Source organism: Thalassotalea piscium, assembly GCF_030295935.1.
In the GTDB taxonomy this organism is placed as follows: domain Bacteria; phylum Pseudomonadota; class Gammaproteobacteria; order Enterobacterales; family Alteromonadaceae; genus Thalassotalea_B; species Thalassotalea_B piscium.
Genome location: NZ_AP027362.1, coordinates 228,660 through 247,087, shown reverse-complemented (window position 1 = coordinate 247,087; position 18,428 = coordinate 228,660). Strand labels below are relative to the sequence as shown.

Here is an 18,428-nt window from a genome sequence, read left to right as displayed (position 1 = left end):
CATATACCAACTTTTTTTATTCAAATACGGGCTTTATTGGCAGTTCAATTTGAAAGGTAGAGCCTTTACCTACTTCGCTGTCTACGCTTAGTATGCCGGCAATACTTTCAATAAATTGTTTTGCTTCAAAAACTCCGATCCCCATGCCTGCATTCCCTTTTGTTGTATCAAAAGGCTTAAATAATCGTTTTTTTATAAATTCTGGTGTCATGCCACAACCATTATCACTAATTTCAATAATAATGTCTTTATCTTCATGGGCTAAAGATACTTTAACCCATCCCTCAGGGTTTGTCGCTTCTTGTGCGTTTTGAATTAAATGATTTAACACCGAATGTAGTGTGTCGCTGTCGATCGCCATATGACAGCTACTTGTTTGCGTAATGGTAACAGTAGGCTTTTTAACATTGCGCTGCTCTACTACGCTTTCAACCACTTTACTAATATCTGTTAATTCAGATTTTGACTGTGCCGCCTGTTTATTGCGTAATTGTGACAGTACTTTTTCTAAGCGCTCAGTGGCAGACTCTACTGTTTCAAACACATCATCAATAAATTCTGGGTTATCACGGTGTTTTTCTGCATTTTTATTGATCAACCCTAGCTGAGCTTGCACATTTTTTAAGTCATGCACTAAAAAAGCCGACATTCGGTTAAATGCATCAAATTGTTTAGACTCTGCAAGTTTATCGTTTGCTTCATGCAGCGACACAAAGTTACCTAATTGCTTTGAAATGGCGAAGAATAAGTCGCGGTCTTCCCAGTTTAGCCGGCCTAGTTCTTTACTTTCACCTAATAAAAAGAACCCATAAAAGGCTTTGCCAATAAAAATAGGAATAACTATGCGTATATTGCTTTGAGTACAAAGGGCTGTATCTATCGTTAAGTTTGGATATAAGCTTGGTGTACGTTCATATTCTTTAACATCTACTATCCAGCCTTTTTCTTGGCAAAAGCGACTAATTCCACCTAGTTGCTGTTTAACTTCTTTAGAAATTTCTACTTCGGTACTGTATAAGGTATTAAACTGGGTGTCTGTGACTTTTCTAATGATAGAACCACTTGATGTTTTTAGCGTAGACATCATTATTTGGGTAGCCATTTGGTAATAGTTGTCTGCGGTGGTGGTTTCTATTTTTTCAATTAGATTAAGCCATTCGTCGCGGTATTCGTATTTGTTGGCAAAGAAGTTTTTCGCAATAAATACTTTAACATTACGACGTAAAGACTCGGTAATAAGTAAGGCAATTAGCACTATACTACTAAGCACTAAAAAGCCGATGCTTACTAAGTCTCCCCACTTTCCACCAAAGTAGTTAATTAAGTAGCCCGCAAGCGCCATTACCAATAAGTATAGCCCCGCTATCATTAGCATTGAGCTATAAAACACAACATTTCTGGAGACAAAAATACGCACCGATCCATTTCGAATTCTACGCGTACTTACTAGTAACAGCGGTAATACAACTACCGCGATATAACCACGGCTATACCAAAAGTCGAAATCGATACTTGCCACCATTGTTGCTTGCGCATATAAAACAAAGTCGAAAACAGAGACACTGGCAATTGCGATAATGAGTGGCCAAATAGCCCAACGTATTTGCTCATTCGCGCTTCTAAAGAGCTGTTCAAGTAACACTAATGCCCACAAATTTAATACAATAAATAGCAGAAATAAATATTCATAAGAGTAGTTAAAGGTGTGGGTTGCCAGCCAACTCGACAACATTAGCATGAGCCATACCACTATATATTTACGGATATGTTCATTTTTAACTAACGATTTAAATGTACGAAATTCAACATTGCATAAAAGAATAAGAATTGACCAACAAGCTATTTTAATACTGTCTGCCAACATAACAAATTGTAGGCTAAAGCCCATGCTAATTTGTAGCGCTGCAACCGCATTAGCACCTACAGTAACTAAGGCTGAAATTAGCACCCATTTAGCTAATATTGTTTTATTACGCGCCGCGAAAAGAAGAAAGGCAAAAAGTAAGTAGCCAACGCTGGCAAGTCCGTATCCGAATAATCCAATGGTATTCATGTAATAAGTAGCTACCAGTAGTATGTGTGTTGATAGTAATTTTAAAGCATATCATAACTTTACAAAATATAAGAATTAACTAATTTACGCCTCTTTATTGGTAGCAAGTTAATGTTGAATGCTACAACAATGAGTTACCTACCAGTTTATTTACATACAGAAATGTTGCTTGCCTAGTTATTTTAAAAGCTTAAACCAACATTCCACAGGTAGACACTTTGCAAAAATACGTCTACAATTAGATAAACTCCATTAAATATTAATAGGTGGCGACAATGTCTTCTCAGGTAATTGAAAATACAGCAATTGATAATATAAATGCTGCAGGACTGAAAGCAGTGTTGAATATATTTAAGAAATGGGAGTGTTCAAACGAACAGATACAAAAAATTCTTAGTGTGAGCCGAGCTGCATTGCATAATTACAAACATAACCCTGAAAAAGCCAAGCTCACCGCAGACCAACTTGAACGCATTAGTTATATTCTTAATATTCATGCAACTCTGAGAACGGTATTTTCAAATCCTGAAAATCAGTATGGCTTCATGAAAATGCCTAACAATAACCCATATTTTAATGGGAAAACACCACTAGCGCTTATTGCTACTGGCAAATTTGGGATCTTATATGAAGTGTTTAAGCGTATTGACACAATGCGAGGTGGTGCTTGGTAAAACAATATAAGTCAGTTCAACTAAGCAACCAAAAAGCCTATCGGCTGGTTAATTCAAAATACCCACCCATTAGCCTATTTGATGATGTTGCCAATAGCGGCGAATTTGAGGCGTTATATCAATTACAAGCACTAACAAACCCAAGGCTATTAACTGAAGTTGGCGATTTAAACTTACTAACTAAACAAGATATTCCTTTTGGTATACCAGGTTGTAGTTACGCGATCGCTCCTTTTACACATATTAACCCTGAAGGTAGCCGCTTTAGCAATGGCGATTATGGTGTTTTATATTTAGCCGATACGATAAACACCGCTATAGCTGAAACCTTGTATCATCAAAATAAAATATTCCAAAATATAAAAGGCCTTCATTATGATGTAGTTATTATGAGAGGGCTTACCTGTATTTTTAGTGGCAACTTGGTTGATTTAACCGGTGTTAATGAGGGGATATATGATCCTATCGACACCGGTAAAGCTAATGCACTTGGCATAAAGTTAAAGAAAGCGAAAGCGGAAGGAGTGCAGTTCAACTCTGTTCGCTACACTACAGGCATGTGCTGGGGGTTGTTTACCCCAAAAAACATTCTATCGATAAAACAAACAGCCCATTATCAATACACTTTTGATGGACAAGAAATTACTAAAGTTGAAAAACTCGCTTTAGTGTAAATAAAAGTGGTTGTGACGAAACATTCGGCCGCACACTTTTGCGTTGGCAGAACGCATTATTCGTTCAATAACAGCCTGTGTTTTGGGCAAGATATTAGTCGATAATTGACACGCAATTTTTTCCATCTTTTTTAGCTTGGTATAGCGCATTATCAACCCGCTTAAATAAAGAATCTGTATCTTCGCTTTCTCTAACCTCAGTTACACCTAGGCTAACGGTAACTTTTTGCTTTGCATGCTCAATTAAAGTTGCACTATTTTCAATGTTTTTTCTTAGCTGCTCAGCAGTTTTTTGGGCATCTTCAAGTGTAGAATCAACTAATAAAATAATAAACTCTTCACCACCCCATCGCGCAACAACATCGGTATGCCTTATAGTTGTTTTTAATATACTAGCAATCTCAATTAATACTTTATCGCCAACATCATGCCCTTGGGCATCGTTAACCTGCTTAAAGTCGTCAATATCAAAAAATACTAACGATAGTTTTTGTTTATTTCGTTGCTTAAGTGAAATGAGTCGCTTGAATCGACTGAAAAACGTTCTTCTATTCGGTAAGTCAGTTAAACTGTCATTGCTTGCAAGCGCCATTAATGTTGCATGAATATTACGCACATAAAAAAGTACAATTAGCGTAATAAGTAGAGTGATAAATAAATACACAATAATATTAAAATAAAAGGCCTCTTTAACCGACTGTGTAAAGTTATCTACTTTTGCTTCTACAATTAAAAATAGATCTAATTCTTCAACGTATTTTTTAGTTAAAAGATAAGATTCACCAGACTCTTCATATTCAAATAGTGGTTTTTCGTCTTTAACCATGTCTGACATTAGTACTTTAAATTCAGGGTGCAGATTAATCCGTTCGAGTTTATTTATTCCTTGTTCTGCAATAAACACTTCGCCTTGTTTGTTAACAAAAAACACATTAAAGCTATAACGTTCGCGGAAATATTTCAGCATGTCATTTATATACGATGTTTTTAAGCCAACACCCGTTGCACCTATCATATTGTTATTCTCGTCATATATTTTATGATTAATAAACATAATTAAGGATTGGCCCATAAATTCATTGTGATCTATATTAATTTCGCTCTCTTTCGGCTTACTTTTAAAGTTAAAATACCAAGCATTATTTTTATTATCAGGTGATACTTTTTCTAGTAAACCTTCATTGCTGTAATAATTTTTACTTTCTTCTGATACCAAAAAAACAGTAAACATTTGGTATTTATCTTTAATTGACTTTAGGTATTGCGTTATTTGATCTGCATCGCTTTCTTCATGCGCGAGCCAATCTTTCATAAAAGTGTCGTTAGACATAACCGATGCAATTAAATTTGGTTCGATGATCTGTTTTTGAATTTGTGTGTAAATATTGTCAAGCGTTAAGGGCAAAGAAGCAGTTTTTAGCTGCTTACGAGTGGTGTCCATCGAATCAATATAATTAATTAACGTTAAGCTTGTTGATAAGGTAAACAGTAACCCGGTAATAATAAAAACAATTCGGTAGTTAAAGCGCATAGGTTATAATTCTTTTATGTTATTACGTTAATCTTAGCAAGATAAAAGTCAGAAAGTAATACAGGATAATTCATTATGTAGTATTTAAGCTGCTGTATCCCCTAACTATAACTATAACTAAGATAATAAATAAAGTGACCCCATATTATGTGCGTTTTATTGAGTACTAATCAAATTACTGTAAGAAACAACCTTTCTAGCAGCGTTACGTGAACAATATCACATAAAAATACAAAGCTAAGATCTATTGCGTAAAAAACTCATGCTCTTGCCAGTTGTCAGGAAAGCCCATAGGAAAAAGTGGTATTTCGGGGTGGAGCAGTATTAGAGCCTTTACTTTGTTATGCCACTGGCTATCTGGACTAACCTGCTTCATTAAATGTGCGAGCATTAATAAGATCATGTAAATACGTCGGCTTGGTTGAACTTGGCTTGGTTCTAGTCTATTTGGTAATTGCCAAATATCACCGCGAGGTATTTTAGGCTGGATTGCAAGTTCTCTATTCCAAAGGCGGCTATGATGGGCGCAGCAATTTCGTATAAAATTTAAAGTATGAAGCCAACTTTCAAAAACTTCTTGAGGTAATTCGAATCGTTTTGCAATTTCTTTTCGATCAATATCTTTAGCTAAGCCTCTATAAAGGTGTGAGATACTGCCAAATGTTAATTCTTCAGCCATCGCCTATCCTGGCATTAGTCTAGGTGTTTCGTATGTACGATGGTAGAACCGAGGGTAACTTTCTCTAACTCTTCTTTCAATCCGCTGCTGCTTTATCTCAGCGCTCGTTGAGCTACGCTCAATTTTCTTAATATCTCGCTGAAGGTCGTTAAACTCCTTTGCTTGCTTATCTTCAACTTCTTTTAGTAAACGTTTATGCTGGTAAGTTCGTTTAAAAAGATTTTCATTCAAGTACCAATGAGAGCCACTGCATTCAGCTTCTGTTTGGTATTTTATACCCATCACATTATTTAAAGTAGCTCGAATAGCGACTTCTACTCGCTCAACTGCATCCATAATAAGGAGTCTTAATTCCCGATCAAAAGCATATAGATCAACTATTTGTTTAAACTCCACACCATCTTTAAACAGGTGTTCAGTTTCTTGTTGTCTCTCGCTTTTTTGAAAAGGTCGCATATAAGCACTAAGGCGAAAAAAGCTTACAACCTCTAAGTATTTTTCTGCTCGTTTAGGTTGCTGAATATTGAGACCGCGATTTTGAAGAAGAGAGATTTGGTCTGTTACGCTGATGCTGGGCTTTTTGAATAGAGTCATGATGTCTTCTTAAGTTTTAGAAAAGCAGACATAAAAAAGCCCGCACAATTTGAGCATTTAAAAGAGGCTTGGCGGGCGTGTTACCGACAATATTAGTCTGAAGAGTTCACCCCGTCAACCTATTTCAATAAAAATACGTTACTATAATTAACTCATAAAGATCATGAACAAACAACCTAACACGCTTGCCCACAGGCTACGCCTTGTGCCCAGCAGGCCTGAAAATTGTACCCTCCGAGCCATCCGGTTACATCGATAACTTCACCAATAAAATATAAATTTGGAATTTTTTTACTTTCAAAAGTTTTAGATGAGAGTTCATCGGTGTCTACGCCACCAAGTGTTACTTCAGCTGTTCTGTAGCCTTCTGTGCCATTGGGCTTTATTTGCCAATTATGTAAGTATTGGCCAAGATGAGTAACTTCTTCTTTACTGAGTTGGTTTATAGTTTTGTCGGTTATTTCATGTTGGCTGATCATCGCTTCGATAAAACGTTTAGGCAGTATGGTTGCTAGCATATTTTTAAGTGACTTTTGCCCGTTTGTTTCCCGCCACTCATTGATAGTTCTAGTAATACATTGCGTTGGAAGTAAGTTAATACTTACCGACTGCCCAGCTTTCCAAAATGAGGATATTTGTAATATTGCGGGGCCTGATAATCCCCTGTGCGTGAATAGAATATTCTCTTGGAAGCTTACACCATTTTCACTAGTGACTGTGGTTGGAATGCTAATGCCAGATAGACCATCAAAACGTTCTTTGTCGTGGTCGTGCAAAGTAAAGGGGACTAATGCGGCTGTTGTTGGTAATAACTTTAAACCGAACTGTTCAGCAATTTTATAACCAATGGGAGATGCGCCAAGTTTAGGCATGGTTAATCCACCAGAAGCTACTACCAACGACTGACATTGGTATTCATTTTCAGTGGTATTTACCGTAAAACCTTCTGCGGTTTTAGTCACATTAAGTACTTCGCTTCTTAACTTTACTTTTACGCCAGCCCATTCACATTCGGTAAGTAATACATCAACTATATTTTGTGCAGTGTCGTCACAAAACAGTTGCCCTAGGGTTTTATGGTGATATTCAACGCCATGGCGTTCAACTAATTCGATAAAATCTTGCGCTCGATAACGACTTAAGGCAGATTTAATAAAGTGAGGGTTTTTACATAGATAGTTTTCTGGTGTGGTGTTTTCATTAGTAAAGTTACAGCGACCACCGCCACTGATCAATATTTTACGTCCTGCTTTTTTCCCCATATCAACTACCGTTACTTTTTTGCCACGGTAGCCTGCCGTTGCTGCACACATTAACCCTGCAGCGCCAGCACCAATAACCAAAACATCAGTTTGAATCACAACTTTTCCTATCTAAATATAAACAACGCATTATAAAAGCAGAAGCTGAAAGCGCCTAATGTCTATTTAACAAAAGGCTTTTCTTAGGTTACTTTTAAAGCGAGTTGAGCAGCACCTGTGCTGTACTTACTTCAAATTGCTTAGGTTGCTCAATATTTAAGTGGGTAACAATACCGTTATCAATTACCATTGAATAGCGCTGTGAACGTAATCCGCCAAATGCTCCAGTTTCCATTTCAAGGCCTAATGCTTTGGTATAGCTGCCATCGCCATCGGCAAGCATCATAATATGTTCAGCATTTTGTGCTTTACCCCATGCATTCATTACAAAGGCATCGTTAACTGCCAAACAAATAATATGGTCAATTCCTTTAGCTTTTAGCTCGTCTGCCGCAACAATAAAGCCTGGAAGGTGAGTTTCTGAACAGGTAGGCGTAAATGCACCAGGTACCGCAAATAATGCAATTTTTTTATTGGCAAATAATTCATCTGTATTGTGATTCGTCATATTACCGTCGTTCATCTGCTGTAGTTGACCCGTCGGCATTTTTGAATTTATAGCGATCATTATTTAGTCCTTTATATGGTTATAAAGGGCTATAGTAGCACTTATAAAAATAATAGCGCAAAGCAGAAGTTAAACTAAACTTCTGCTACATACACTAATGTGCTCACTTTAGAACATGTTGATCTTTGTTGCTTCAGTATTACTTAACTTTTTACACCTAGTTTTTTTAAAACAGCCATCATGGGACACCATTTAGTAAACGATGATTGCAATAGGTTTACGCCAATAAAAGCAGTAAACCACAACCAATTTATTGAAAAATTTGTTGCTAAGTATAGAGATACCAAAATCATCACCCCTGCAATTAAACGTAAAGATTCATTAATAGTCATATTCATCACCTTATTTAAATTAGAATTACCTACATTAGCTTATGCTATATTAGCAAGAGCTTAATTACTGTTTACTAATATATAGTGTTGTTGTAATATGTCAAATATTAATTTTTCAACCTATTCTGCCTTGAGGGAATATGAATATAAAACCTTCTGAATTGTCAAAAAATGCCAAAGAAGTCGCCACAATTCTTAAGCTACTTTCAAATCATTATCGACTGATGATCCTTTGTTGTCTTGCTGATGGTGAGCTAACAGTGGGCGATTTAAATAAACAGGTTGATTTATCGCAATCTGCGCTGTCGCAACACTTAACTAAATTAAGGGAAAGTGGCTTAGTAGAAACACGAAGAGAGTCTCAAACTATTTACTATAGAGTTGATAACGCTGAAATTAAGGGGCTACTTTTTTATCTTCAACAACAGTTTTGTAATAGCCCAGAAGGAAATATAACCACATGAATGGGCAACAGAATTTTACCCAAAGAATAGTTGGCTCAGTACTAAGCAGTAAACTGCCATTATTTTTACTTATTATTTCAATGTTTTCAGGTTTTATAGCCCTGAAATATACCCCTCGTGAAGAGGAGCCGCAAATTGTTGTGCCAATGATCGACATTATTGTAACGGCACCTGGGGTAAACGCTAAACAAGCTGACCGTTTAGTAACAACCCCACTTGAGAAATTATTATCACAAATTAGTGGCGTAGAGCACGTTTATTCAATGACCAATAATGGTCAGTCTGTGGTAACCCTCAGGTTTCACGTTGGAGAAAACAGAGAAAGCGCACTATTAAACACTTACAATAAATTACACTCTAATACCGATAAAATCCCTCCTTTTGTCAGCAATTGGCGTGTTAGCCCTGTTGAAGTTGATGATGTACCCATTGTAATGCTCGGTTTGTGGAGCGATTCAGCCGCACAAGTTGACGACTTTGCTTTAAGAAGACTAGCAGAAGAAGTAACGACCTTTTTACAAGCAATTGATTATACCAGCGAAGTGAACATTGTTGGCGGTCGCACCCGTGAAATACAAGTAAACCTTGATCCTGAGAAAATGGCGGCAAGGCAAGTTGCTATTGGCGATGTAATTAATGCAATTCAGTCTTCTAACAGCTTGCAACATTTAGGTAATATTACCCTGTCAAATAGTTCGCTAGTATTAGAAAGTGGTGATGTTTTTAGAGATAAAAATACCTTAGCAAATGCGCCAATATTAGCCGTTAATGGCACAACAGTTATTTTAAAAGATATTGCCAATGTAGTTGATGGACCAGCCGAGCAGCATGCCTATAATTGGATAGACTTTACCCAAGCACATGCGATGCAAAGCAGCAGTGATAACCCTTTTATTACCATTAGCATCGCTAAACAAAAAGGTAGTAATGCGGTTAATGTTGCTCAAGCCGTGCATGAAAAAATGGCTGAATTACAGCAGTCTATATTTCCTAAAGGTGTACACATTGAAGTACTTAGAGATTACGGTGAAACTGCCAATGAAAAGGTTAATAACCTCACCACGAGCCTAGCTTTTGCTGTATTTACCGTTGTCGTATTTATTGGTGTGTTTTTGGGTTGGCGGCCGGCACTTGTCGTTGGTTTAGCTGTGCCAATTTGTTATGGCATTACTCTTTCTTTAGATTTAGCCTTTGGTTACACCATTAACCGAGTTACCCTTTTTGCTTTAATTTTGTCTTTAGGTTTATTAGTTGACGACCCAATTACGGGTGTCGATAACATTGAACGTTACTTACAAAAAGGCAAAGGTAGCTTGAAAGATAAAATTGTTGATGCGATTAACGAAATTCGTGTACCACTGATCATGTCAACATTTACCATTGTACTGGCCTTTGTTCCGCTTGCATTTATTACAGGCATGATGGGCCCTTACATGGCTCCTATGGCATTTAACGTGCCCATGAGTGTGATTAGCAGTACTTTTGTTGCCTTTTTAGTAACACCTTGGTTAGCGTCAAAAATAATTAAACCTAAAGCTCTTTCAGACGTTGAAGGTCAACACCAAGGCTTTGGTGAGTTTTATCGACGTATATTAACGCCTTTACTCGACAGTAAAGCTAAGGGAAAAGCTGTACTTTGGCTATTGTTAGCCTTATTTATTGGTGCGGCAATGTTACCAGTAATGCGTTTAGTTCCTCTTAAATTACTGCCTTTTGACAATAAAAATGAAGTTCAAATTATTGTAGATATGCCAGAAAGTGCCACGCTAGAGCAAACAGCAGCTATGACCAAAAAAGTCTCTAATATTTTACAACAATTACCCGAAGTTAAAGCCATTGCTAACTATGTTGGTAAGTCTTCACCTATCGACTTTAATGGTATGGTGCGACAGTACTATTTAAGACAACTGCCGAACATGGCCGACATGCGTGTGATCCTTGTTGATAAGTCTGCACGAGATCATCAATCGCATGGCGTTGTATTAAGAATGCGTGAGTTACTAGCACCATTAAATACCAATGAAATAAAACTTAAAGTCGTTGAGGTTCCACCTGGACCGCCTGTAATGAGTACGCTTGTTGCCGAATTATACGGTGATGAATATACCACTTACGACCAGTTACGCGCGGCGGCAAATACCGTAGAGGCAAGACTTAAGCTTGAACCTCATGTGGTTGAAGTAGACACTACCGTAGGCGATGAACAGCAAAGACTGCGTTTTATTACTGATAAAAATAAAGCTGCACTTTCAGGGGTTTCTACCCAAGATATTAATCAAGCATTAGCAGTTGCCAATAACGGCAAAACAATAAGCTTTGTGCATGATGAAAGTAATGCCACACCATTACCAATTAAGTTGCAGCTCCCCATAGATGAACGTTCTACCGTAAACGATTTACAAAGAGTTGCAATGAAGGGACAGCTTGGCGTAGTACAACAAACCACACCACAAGGGATTGATATTGCGCCGCAATCTTTAGTGGCATTAGGTGAGTTGGGTTATTTTGAACATCAAGTGAACGATAAACCTATTTATCATAAAGATTTAAAACCAGTGGTATATGTTACCGCCGATATTTCAGGAAGAACGCCAGGTGAAATAATTGCCGACGTAAGTTCTGACTTAAACAGCGACGTTAGCCAAACTGATTGGCAGTACAGAACCTTCTTTAATAACGGCGGTACCACTAGCTGGACTTTACCTGAGAATATCAACCTAGTGTGGAGTGGCGAAGGTGAATGGCGTATCACCATTAGAGTATTTCGCGATATGGGTTTAGCGTTTGCATTTGCATTATTAGCTATTTATATCGTATTACGCATACAAACTAAGTCTGCCGCGTTATCTGGCATTATTATGTCAGCTATTCCACTGACCGTTATTGGTATTATGCCGGGGTTCTTTTTATTGAATCAGTTTGGTGAACGCGAAATTGCCGGTGCGCCTGAGCCAGTGCTATTTACCGCAACAGCCATGATAGGCATGATAGCGCTTGCCGGAATTGTTGTACGTAACTCACTTATTCTTATCGAGTTTATTACACAAGCAAGGGAAGCAGGCGAACCAATCAAAGAAGCACTAATTCAGGCAGGCTCAATTAGAATGCGTCCTGTTTTACTAACCGCAGGTACCACACTATTAGGCAATTTAATTATTACATTAGACCCTGTCTTTAGTGGCTTAGCCATTGCGATTATTTTTGGCATTATTTCATCAACATTATTTACTTTACTTGTAGTCCCTATTGTCTACGCATTAATTTTTGATAAGCCCCAAAGCACGGCTAAAATCGAGGAACAATCATGAATACATCGCTTATTAAAAAGAGTTTCATTCCTGTTATCGCCATAGTGATATTACTGGTAATGGTTGCTTGGCTTGCCGGTTCTTTTGATGACAAAATTGCACCTGGTCTACAAAGTAACAATCAGACAAAAAGCACAGTAAATATCAGTGCTCCTTTTCTGGTAGCTTATAGCGAACAAGCTTTGTATGAGCCTGTATCAGCTGGTGTTGAAGCTAAGCAAGCGACAATTATTTCCGCTAGAATTTTAGCGCGCATTGAACAAATACATGTTCGCGCAGGTAATAGTGTAAAAAAAGGTGACGTACTGGTTGAACTTGAACGCTCAGACTTAGACGCTCAGGTGGCTCAAGCACAAGAAAGAATCAATGGTTTAAAAGCCCGCCATCGTGAAGCAGATAATAATTTAACAAGAGCTAATAAATTATTTGAAAGTAAGCTTATTTCAGCGACAGAGCTTGATAGAAGTAAAGCTGGATTTCAGAGTATTGAAGCCGAACTTACTGCCGCTAAACAAGGGCTTGAACAAGCACAGTCAATATCTGCTTATGCAACAATTACTTCACCAATAGATGGCAAAGTAGTTAACCGTTTTGCAGAGCCTGGTGATACTGCACAACCCGGTCAAAAGTTATTAGCGGTGTATAACCCAGTATCACTTAGAGTTGAAGCCAATGTTCGTGAACAATTGGCCATTAGCCTAAAACAAGGGCAAACACTTACCGTTGAGATCCCCTCTATTAATAAAACTCAGCAAGCACAAATTGAAGAAATTGTGCCTGCTGCTAACACAGGTTCACGCAGCTTTTTAGTGAAAGCAAGTATCGCTTACAATCAAGAATTAATGCCGGGTATGTACGCCAGAATGTTAATTCCTGCTAAAACAGAGCAAGTATTGCTCGTGCCTAGCAGTAAAATTGAAACTGTTGGCCAATTAAACTTTATTTGGATAGAAGAAAATAATGAGCTACAACGAAGATTTGTTCGATTAGGTAAAACTAATACCGACGATATGACCGTTGTACTTTCAGGGTTAGCTGACGGTGATAAGGTAATTAGCCCGCCGCATTCAAATAAATAACGAGCTTAACTGATCATATAGGTTATGATTTAGGGATCGCTTGATTTACGTAAACATCAAAGCGGTTCTTTTTCATATTAATACTGGTTGACGGTTTTTTATTATCTAGCGGTGGCGCATAGCTTGGACGCTTAACCACCACGCGGTAGTGGGCAAGTTCCAGCGCAGGGCTGAGTAAGGCATCTGCATCTAAATCTTCCCCTACTAACGACTGAAATACCCGCATTTCTTTTTTTACAGCAGCAGACTTTTCACGATGCGGGTACATAGGGTCTAAATATATAACATCGGGCGAAACAGTGGTTGCCATGTTTTCAATAGAAGAGGCAAAGACTAACGAGATACGCTTTATAATATCGCCCACTTCGCTATTAATTAATGCCCTCTCAAGGCCATTTTCAAGTAATGCAGCTACTACTGGCATACGCTCCATCATGGTGACTTGGCAACCTAAAGATGCCAATACAAAAGCATCTCTGCCTAATCCTGCTGTTGCATCGAGTACATGAGGAGTAAAGCCATGCTTTAAGCCTATGGCTTTTGCAATATCTTGCCCTCGCCCACCGCCAAATTTACGCCTATGCGCAGCTGCCCCTTCAACAAAGTCAACTTTTATCGCGCCTAGTTTTGGTTCATCAAGTTTAATTAGCTCTAAAGCTTGGCAGTTTACTTGTAACAAAAACTGTAACTTTGGCTGATTAGCGACCGCAGCAACATCTCCAATGAAATTAAATTGCCATTTTTGCGCAATTTTTTTCGCTAGCTCTTTATCGACCCGATCGACATAACCAACGGCTATTTGTTCTAAATTCATGGTAATTTACTCAACTTGCACATAATTATCGCCAGTAGCAAAAGCAATTAAACGACTTAATTGGCTAAGCGATAAGTCACAACTTTGTTGCCACTGATTAAAGCTTTTTTGTATTGCGGCTAAGCTACTTTTAGTTTGAATACCACCTGAGATAATATCATGAGCACGAAAGTAGGCTTCAACGTCGCGACTGAGTATAAAAGTATCTTTACCCAGCGCACGTAACGCGTATGGACCAGTATTTCCACCTAAACGTTGGCCATTTTTTTTCAAATACGCCCATAACTCAATAATGTTATTACTTGGCCATGCACTAATAAACTCAGCAAAGCTATGGCTATTTTGCTGTTCATCAAAGATCATCATTGCGTTGGCTTTAATTGTTTTTACTTTATTGTAGTTGCGAATTATTTGCGGGTCTGATGCTTTTTGCTCAAGCATTTCTTCGGGCATCATCAACACTTTTTCAATATTAAAGTTAAAAAAAGCTTGTTCAAACCCTGGCCATTTATTTTCAACAACACGCCAAACGAAGCCAGATTGAAACACCTTTTTGGTAAATTCAGCTAAAAATCTGTCGTCTGTCAGCTCAGTAAGCTTGTGGTCGTTACCACCATCGCCTAATAGTATTTTTAGCGCTTGCTCTGAACCTTTGCGATCAGCAGCGCGGGCATAAATTTTATCAATAGATTCCATACGTTATTCTAATTAGTGTTTATAATGGTGTTAATGATTAACAGCAATCGCACGATTACGACCGCTGCCTTTTGCTTGATATAGTGCTTCATCTGCTTTATTTACACTATGTTCGATTGGGTGATTAAGGTCAACGCTTGCTATGCCAAAGCTTGCCGTAATAGTTAGGTTTTCATCACCAAAAACTATGGGGAGTTTTTCGGTAGATAACCTTAATCGGTTGGCTGTTAACAGCGCATTTTCTACATTAATTTGTGGCAGTAGAATAACAAACTCTTCGCCGCCAACGCGAATAAATATGTCTTCTGCTCTTAACGTGTTTTTAATGTTTTTTGCAAACTCAATAAGCACTTTGTCACCTGCGCCATGCCCATGGGTGTCATTAATAACTTTAAACCTATCAATATCACAAATAATTAATGATAAAGGGGTGTTAGTACGTTTCGCCATAGAAATGAGTTGCTGAGATATTTCACCTAAATAATTTCGGTTCTTTGCACCCGTTAAACGATCAGTAACCAACTCTACACGGAGTTTATCTACCAATGAATAAATAATACTTAGCGCAAACCCAAAAAATAGTACGCAAACAAAGCTAAGTAAAATAATAAAAGTGAGTGTAATGGGTACAAAGGCTTGGTCTCTAAAAAACGTACTATAAAAAAATATATAAATGAGACAAAGCATAATAGTTATCAGCAATGCGCTGTATAGCACGCGGTCACTCACTCGATCTTTTTTAAACTGTAAGTGACACTGATGTATTGTTAAGCCGTAAGGGATACAAATATTAATGAAGACAAAAACTGAACGCCAATAACCTGGTCCAAAAAGCTGGTGAAAATAATACAAACAGCTCAAAAAGATACCACTATGAACAACCATTAATAAATAATGCCGTTGGCTAATATTAGCATCGTAGCGACTATAAATAGCGCACATTAGTGAATACGCTATCGCTAGAATAAATAAGTTAGTTAACACTATTGATAAAATGGCGGCGTGCTCGTACCTGAATAAAACCGCACTTTGAGCAGCAATAACAAATAATAATAAGATACGAAAATAATAGGTGGATTTTGCTTTATTGGCGTTATCAGGTGTTGGTAAAAAGTAGGTGAACGTATATAGCACCATACACACTATGGTTAATGCAGAAAGGTATGCTAGTGCTATTTGGTATTCAGTCAAATGATTTCCAATGCGTGGTAACGTTTATTTATTTGCTTTGATTATATTATAACAACTAGATCACTCAATTGCCTATAAATGAAAGCAGGCATAAAGCAATATGCTTTATGCCCTAAGAAACAAGCGTTCAGGTTAATTATTTATTCAATACCACAATGGCGAAGCAATGCATCTATTTTAGGGGTTCGCCCTCTAAACGCTTTAAATAAAACGCTAGGCTCTTTTGAGCCGCCCATTTCTAATATATTAGTTAAAAAGTCTTGGCCAACTTTTTCGTTGAATATGCCTTCTTCTTCAAATCGAGAAAACGCATCGGCTGACAATACTTCAGCCCATTTATAGCTGTAATAACCTGCCGCATAACCACCGCCAAATATGTGGCCAAAGCCATGTTGAAAGCGATTAAACTCGGCGGTTTTAACCACCGCATAGTCTGTGCGCACTTGATCCAGAACTTGCTGAATATAGTGGCTATTATCGGCTTTCGGGTCAAAGTGTTGGTGCATTTTAAAGTCGAACAAACTAAATTCTAGCTGTCTCAGCATTTGCATTGCCGATTGAAAGTTTTTAGCTGCGAGCATTTTGTCTAGCATTGCTTCAGGTAAAGGTTCGCCTGTTTGATAATGACCTGAAATAAACGCTAACGCTTCTGGTTGCCAGCACCAGTTCTCTAAAAATTGACTGGGTAATTCTACAGCATCCCAAGGCACGCCATCGATACCTGAAACACCACTGGCGTTTATTTGCGTTAACATGTGGTGAATACCATGACCAAATTCATGAAATAATGTGATCACTTCATCATGCGTAAATAAAGCAGGTTTGTCACCAACAGGGCCATTAAAGTTACAGGTAAGGTAAGCGACAGGGTATTGAATATCACCATTTGCTGTTTGACGACGGCTGACACAGTCGTCCATCCATGCACCACCGCGCTTTTTAGCGCGCGCATACAAGTCTAAATAAAAGCTTCCGCGTAAGTTATTTTCTTGATCAAATACTTGATAAAATTTTACATCACTATGCCAGGTATCAATACCTGATAGTTCTTTGATGTTAAGGCCAAATAAACGTTTTACTACTTCAAATAAGCCTTTTACTACTCTATCTTCAGGGAAGTAAGGACGTAGTGCTTCGTCTGAAATGGCATAACGACTTTGCTTTAACTTTTCACTATAAAAAGGTAAGTCCCAGGGCTGTAAATTACTTTGATTAAATTCACGTTGTGCAAACTCAATTACTTCATCAAGATCTTTTTGCCCTTGTGCCTTTGACTTCACGCCAAGATCTTCTAAAAAACCAATGACTTCGTCGGTTGAATTAGCCATTTTAGTCGCTAGTGACTTTTCAGCAAAACTTGTAAAACCAAGTAACAGTGATAATTCATGGCGCAATTCAAGAAGCTCTAACATAATCGCGCTATTATCAAATTCGCCCGCATTTGGGCCTAGCTCTGACGCGCGCGTTACATAGCCGCGATAAAGCTGTTCACGTAATTGTTGATTTTCGCAATACATCATTACCGGTAAATAGCTGGGGATATCTAGGGTGAATAACCATCCCGTTTTATCTTCAGCTTTAGCAAGTGCTTGGGCCGCTTCTTTTGCACTTTCTGGTAAGCCTGCAAGTTCACTTTCATCAGTAATGTTTACTTGATACGCTTGGGTTGCGTCTAACACGTTGTTGCCAAAGCTTGAGCTTAACTCTGAAAGGCGTGTAGCAATTTCGCCATATCGTTTTTTATCTTCGTCGCTCAGGGCAATGCCAGACAATTTAAAATCACGTAGTGCATTATCTATCACTTTTTTCTGAGCTGTGTCTAACGTTTGGTAATGCGCACTATCTGCTAGCTGCTGATAAGCTAAAAACAATGCCTGGTGTTGGCCAACAAACGTACTGTATTCTGAAAGAATAGGTAAGCAAGACTCATACGCCTCTCTTAATTTGTCACTACTTACTACTGAGTTCATGTGCGATACTGGTGACCATAATTTACCTAGCTTATCGTCTGCTTCATCTAGTGGTATAACTAAGTTATTCCAAGTAAAGCCAGTGGTATTATTTAATACTTGCTCTATAGTTTGCTTACAGTGTGCGATTGCGTGCTCAACAGCAGGCTTGATATGCTCAGGTTTTATTTTTGAAAATTCTGGTAATGGACCATTTAAAAGTAAAGGATTGCTCATAAAGTAGGCTCAATGTGATATCAATTAAACTGGTGTTAATGTATTGATATGACGTAAATAATGATGAATATTGCTAATAGATGTAGTGCCGAGAAATAAAAATTCAAGGGACAACATCGTAATTATCATTGTATTTTCCTTGCAAAACATATAATTTTTGATGCTAATTTTGCGCTATAATATATACAAGTTGCAGGAAATAACGCTCAGGGAAGTTTTTTTAG

At 37.9% G+C, this 18,428-nt stretch carries 14 protein-coding genes and 1 pseudogene; 5 read left to right on the top strand and 10 right to left on the bottom strand.

Annotated elements, in window-relative coordinates:
- Nucleotides 1–16 precede the first annotated feature (16 nt).
- The gene (gene prsK / locus QUD79_RS01025; RefSeq protein WP_184422013.1) at nt 17–2,053 is read right to left on the bottom strand and encodes an XrtA/PEP-CTERM system histidine kinase PrsK; all 2,037 of its coding nucleotides are present in this window, start codon (nt 2,051–2,053) and stop codon (nt 17–19) included.
- Nucleotides 2,054–2,328: 275 nt separating this feature from the next.
- On the opposite strand from prsK, the gene QUD79_RS01020 reads away from it, so the two are divergent.
- Both QUD79_RS01020 and QUD79_RS01015 read left to right on the top strand, forming a co-directional pair.
- A complete protein-coding gene (locus tag QUD79_RS01020) occupies nt 2,329–2,727 on the top strand; it encodes an MbcA/ParS/Xre antitoxin family protein (protein ID WP_184422016.1) in 399 nt (132 codons plus the stop codon).
- Nucleotides 2,721–3,401, top strand: coding sequence for an RES family NAD+ phosphorylase (locus tag QUD79_RS01015; protein ID WP_184422019.1), 681 nt, complete (start codon nt 2,721–2,723; stop codon nt 3,399–3,401). The genes QUD79_RS01020 and QUD79_RS01015 overlap by 7 nt, the downstream gene beginning before the upstream one ends.
- Before the next feature lie 94 nt (nt 3,402–3,495).
- Here the strand turns inward: QUD79_RS01015 and QUD79_RS01010 are convergent, their stop codons facing one another.
- The 5 genes and pseudogenes from QUD79_RS01010 to QUD79_RS00990 all read right to left on the bottom strand — a co-directional run bounded on the left by QUD79_RS01010 (nt 3,496) and on the right by QUD79_RS00990 (nt 8,466).
- Nucleotides 3,496–4,932, bottom strand: a complete 1,437-nt coding sequence (locus QUD79_RS01010) for a sensor domain-containing diguanylate cyclase (protein ID WP_184422021.1) — start codon at nt 4,930–4,932, stop codon at nt 3,496–3,498.
- Nucleotides 4,933–5,176: 244 nt separating this feature from the next.
- Nucleotides 5,177–6,205 (bottom strand): annotated as a pseudogene (locus tag QUD79_RS01005) (Abi family protein).
- A gap of 176 nt (nt 6,206–6,381) precedes the next feature.
- Nucleotides 6,382–7,566, bottom strand: coding sequence for a BaiN/RdsA family NAD(P)/FAD-dependent oxidoreductase (locus QUD79_RS01000; RefSeq protein WP_184422024.1), 1,185 nt, complete (start codon nt 7,564–7,566; stop codon nt 6,382–6,384).
- 94 nt (nt 7,567–7,660) lie between these two features.
- Nucleotides 7,661–8,134, bottom strand: a complete 474-nt coding sequence (locus tag QUD79_RS00995; protein ID WP_184422025.1) for a peroxiredoxin — start codon at nt 8,132–8,134, stop codon at nt 7,661–7,663.
- Between the two features lie 143 nt (nt 8,135–8,277).
- Nucleotides 8,278–8,466, bottom strand: coding sequence for a YgaP family membrane protein (locus QUD79_RS00990; RefSeq protein ID WP_184422028.1), 189 nt, complete (start codon nt 8,464–8,466; stop codon nt 8,278–8,280).
- 140 nt (nt 8,467–8,606) lie between these two features.
- Between QUD79_RS00990 and QUD79_RS00985 the strand changes: the two genes are divergently transcribed.
- From QUD79_RS00985 to QUD79_RS00975, 3 genes are read left to right on the top strand one after another with little or no spacing between them, the layout of a single operon-like run.
- A complete protein-coding gene (locus QUD79_RS00985) occupies nt 8,607–8,930 on the top strand; it encodes an ArsR/SmtB family transcription factor (protein ID WP_184422031.1) in 324 nt (107 codons plus the stop codon).
- Nucleotides 8,927–12,238 carry an efflux RND transporter permease subunit gene (locus QUD79_RS00980; RefSeq protein ID WP_184422034.1) on the top strand — a complete coding sequence of 1,104 codons (3,312 nt, stop codon included), beginning with the start codon at nt 8,927–8,929 and terminating at the stop codon, nt 12,236–12,238. Before QUD79_RS00985 ends, QUD79_RS00980 begins: the two co-directional genes overlap by 4 nt.
- Nucleotides 12,235–13,317 carry an efflux RND transporter periplasmic adaptor subunit gene (locus QUD79_RS00975; protein WP_184422038.1) on the top strand — a complete coding sequence of 361 codons (1,083 nt, stop codon included), beginning with the start codon at nt 12,235–12,237 and terminating at the stop codon, nt 13,315–13,317. The genes QUD79_RS00980 and QUD79_RS00975 overlap by 4 nt, the downstream gene beginning before the upstream one ends.
- A gap of 22 nt (nt 13,318–13,339) precedes the next feature.
- On the opposite strand, the gene QUD79_RS00970 is transcribed toward QUD79_RS00975, so the two are convergent.
- The 4 genes from QUD79_RS00970 to prlC all read right to left on the bottom strand — a co-directional run bounded on the left by QUD79_RS00970 (nt 13,340) and on the right by prlC (nt 18,204).
- Nucleotides 13,340–14,131, bottom strand: coding sequence for a class I SAM-dependent methyltransferase (locus tag QUD79_RS00970; RefSeq protein ID WP_184422041.1), 792 nt, complete (start codon nt 14,129–14,131; stop codon nt 13,340–13,342).
- A gap of 6 nt (nt 14,132–14,137) precedes the next feature.
- Nucleotides 14,138–14,827, bottom strand: coding sequence for a DNA-3-methyladenine glycosylase I (locus QUD79_RS00965; RefSeq protein WP_184422043.1), 690 nt, complete (start codon nt 14,825–14,827; stop codon nt 14,138–14,140).
- Between the two features lie 30 nt (nt 14,828–14,857).
- Nucleotides 14,858–16,018: a GGDEF domain-containing protein gene (locus QUD79_RS00960; protein ID WP_184422046.1), complete on the bottom strand. Its 1,161-nt coding sequence runs from the start codon at nt 16,016–16,018 to the stop codon at nt 14,858–14,860.
- Between the two features lie 140 nt (nt 16,019–16,158).
- On the bottom strand, nt 16,159–18,204 hold the full coding sequence (prlC, locus tag QUD79_RS00955) for an oligopeptidase A (protein ID WP_184422049.1): 2,046 nt from the start codon (nt 18,202–18,204) through the stop codon (nt 16,159–16,161).
- Nucleotides 18,205–18,428 lie beyond the last annotated feature (224 nt).

Excerpts from the sequence above, each read along its gene's own strand:
- prsK (WP_184422013.1), bottom strand. The coding sequence starts at position 2,053 with ATGAATACCATTGGATTATTCGGATACGGACTTGCCAGCGTTGGCTAC.
- QUD79_RS01020 (WP_184422016.1), top strand. The coding sequence starts at position 2,329 with ATGTCTTCTCAGGTAATTGAAAATACAGCAATTGATAATATAAATGCT.
- QUD79_RS01010 (WP_184422021.1), bottom strand. The coding sequence starts at position 4,932 with ATGCGCTTTAACTACCGAATTGTTTTTATTATTACCGGGTTACTGTTT.
- QUD79_RS00995 (WP_184422025.1), bottom strand. The coding sequence starts at position 8,134 with ATGATCGCTATAAATTCAAAAATGCCGACGGGTCAACTACAGCAGATG.
- QUD79_RS00990 (WP_184422028.1), bottom strand. The coding sequence starts at position 8,466 with ATGACTATTAATGAATCTTTACGTTTAATTGCAGGGGTGATGATTTTG.
- QUD79_RS00985 (WP_184422031.1), top strand. The coding sequence starts at position 8,607 with ATGAATATAAAACCTTCTGAATTGTCAAAAAATGCCAAAGAAGTCGCC.
- QUD79_RS00980 (WP_184422034.1), top strand. The coding sequence starts at position 8,927 with ATGAATGGGCAACAGAATTTTACCCAAAGAATAGTTGGCTCAGTACTA.
- QUD79_RS00975 (WP_184422038.1), top strand. The coding sequence starts at position 12,235 with ATGAATACATCGCTTATTAAAAAGAGTTTCATTCCTGTTATCGCCATA.
- QUD79_RS00970 (WP_184422041.1), bottom strand. The coding sequence starts at position 14,131 with ATGAATTTAGAACAAATAGCCGTTGGTTATGTCGATCGGGTCGATAAA.
- QUD79_RS00965 (WP_184422043.1), bottom strand. The coding sequence starts at position 14,827 with ATGGAATCTATTGATAAAATTTATGCCCGCGCTGCTGATCGCAAAGGT.
- prlC (WP_184422049.1), bottom strand. The coding sequence starts at position 18,204 with ATGAGCAATCCTTTACTTTTAAATGGTCCATTACCAGAATTTTCAAAA.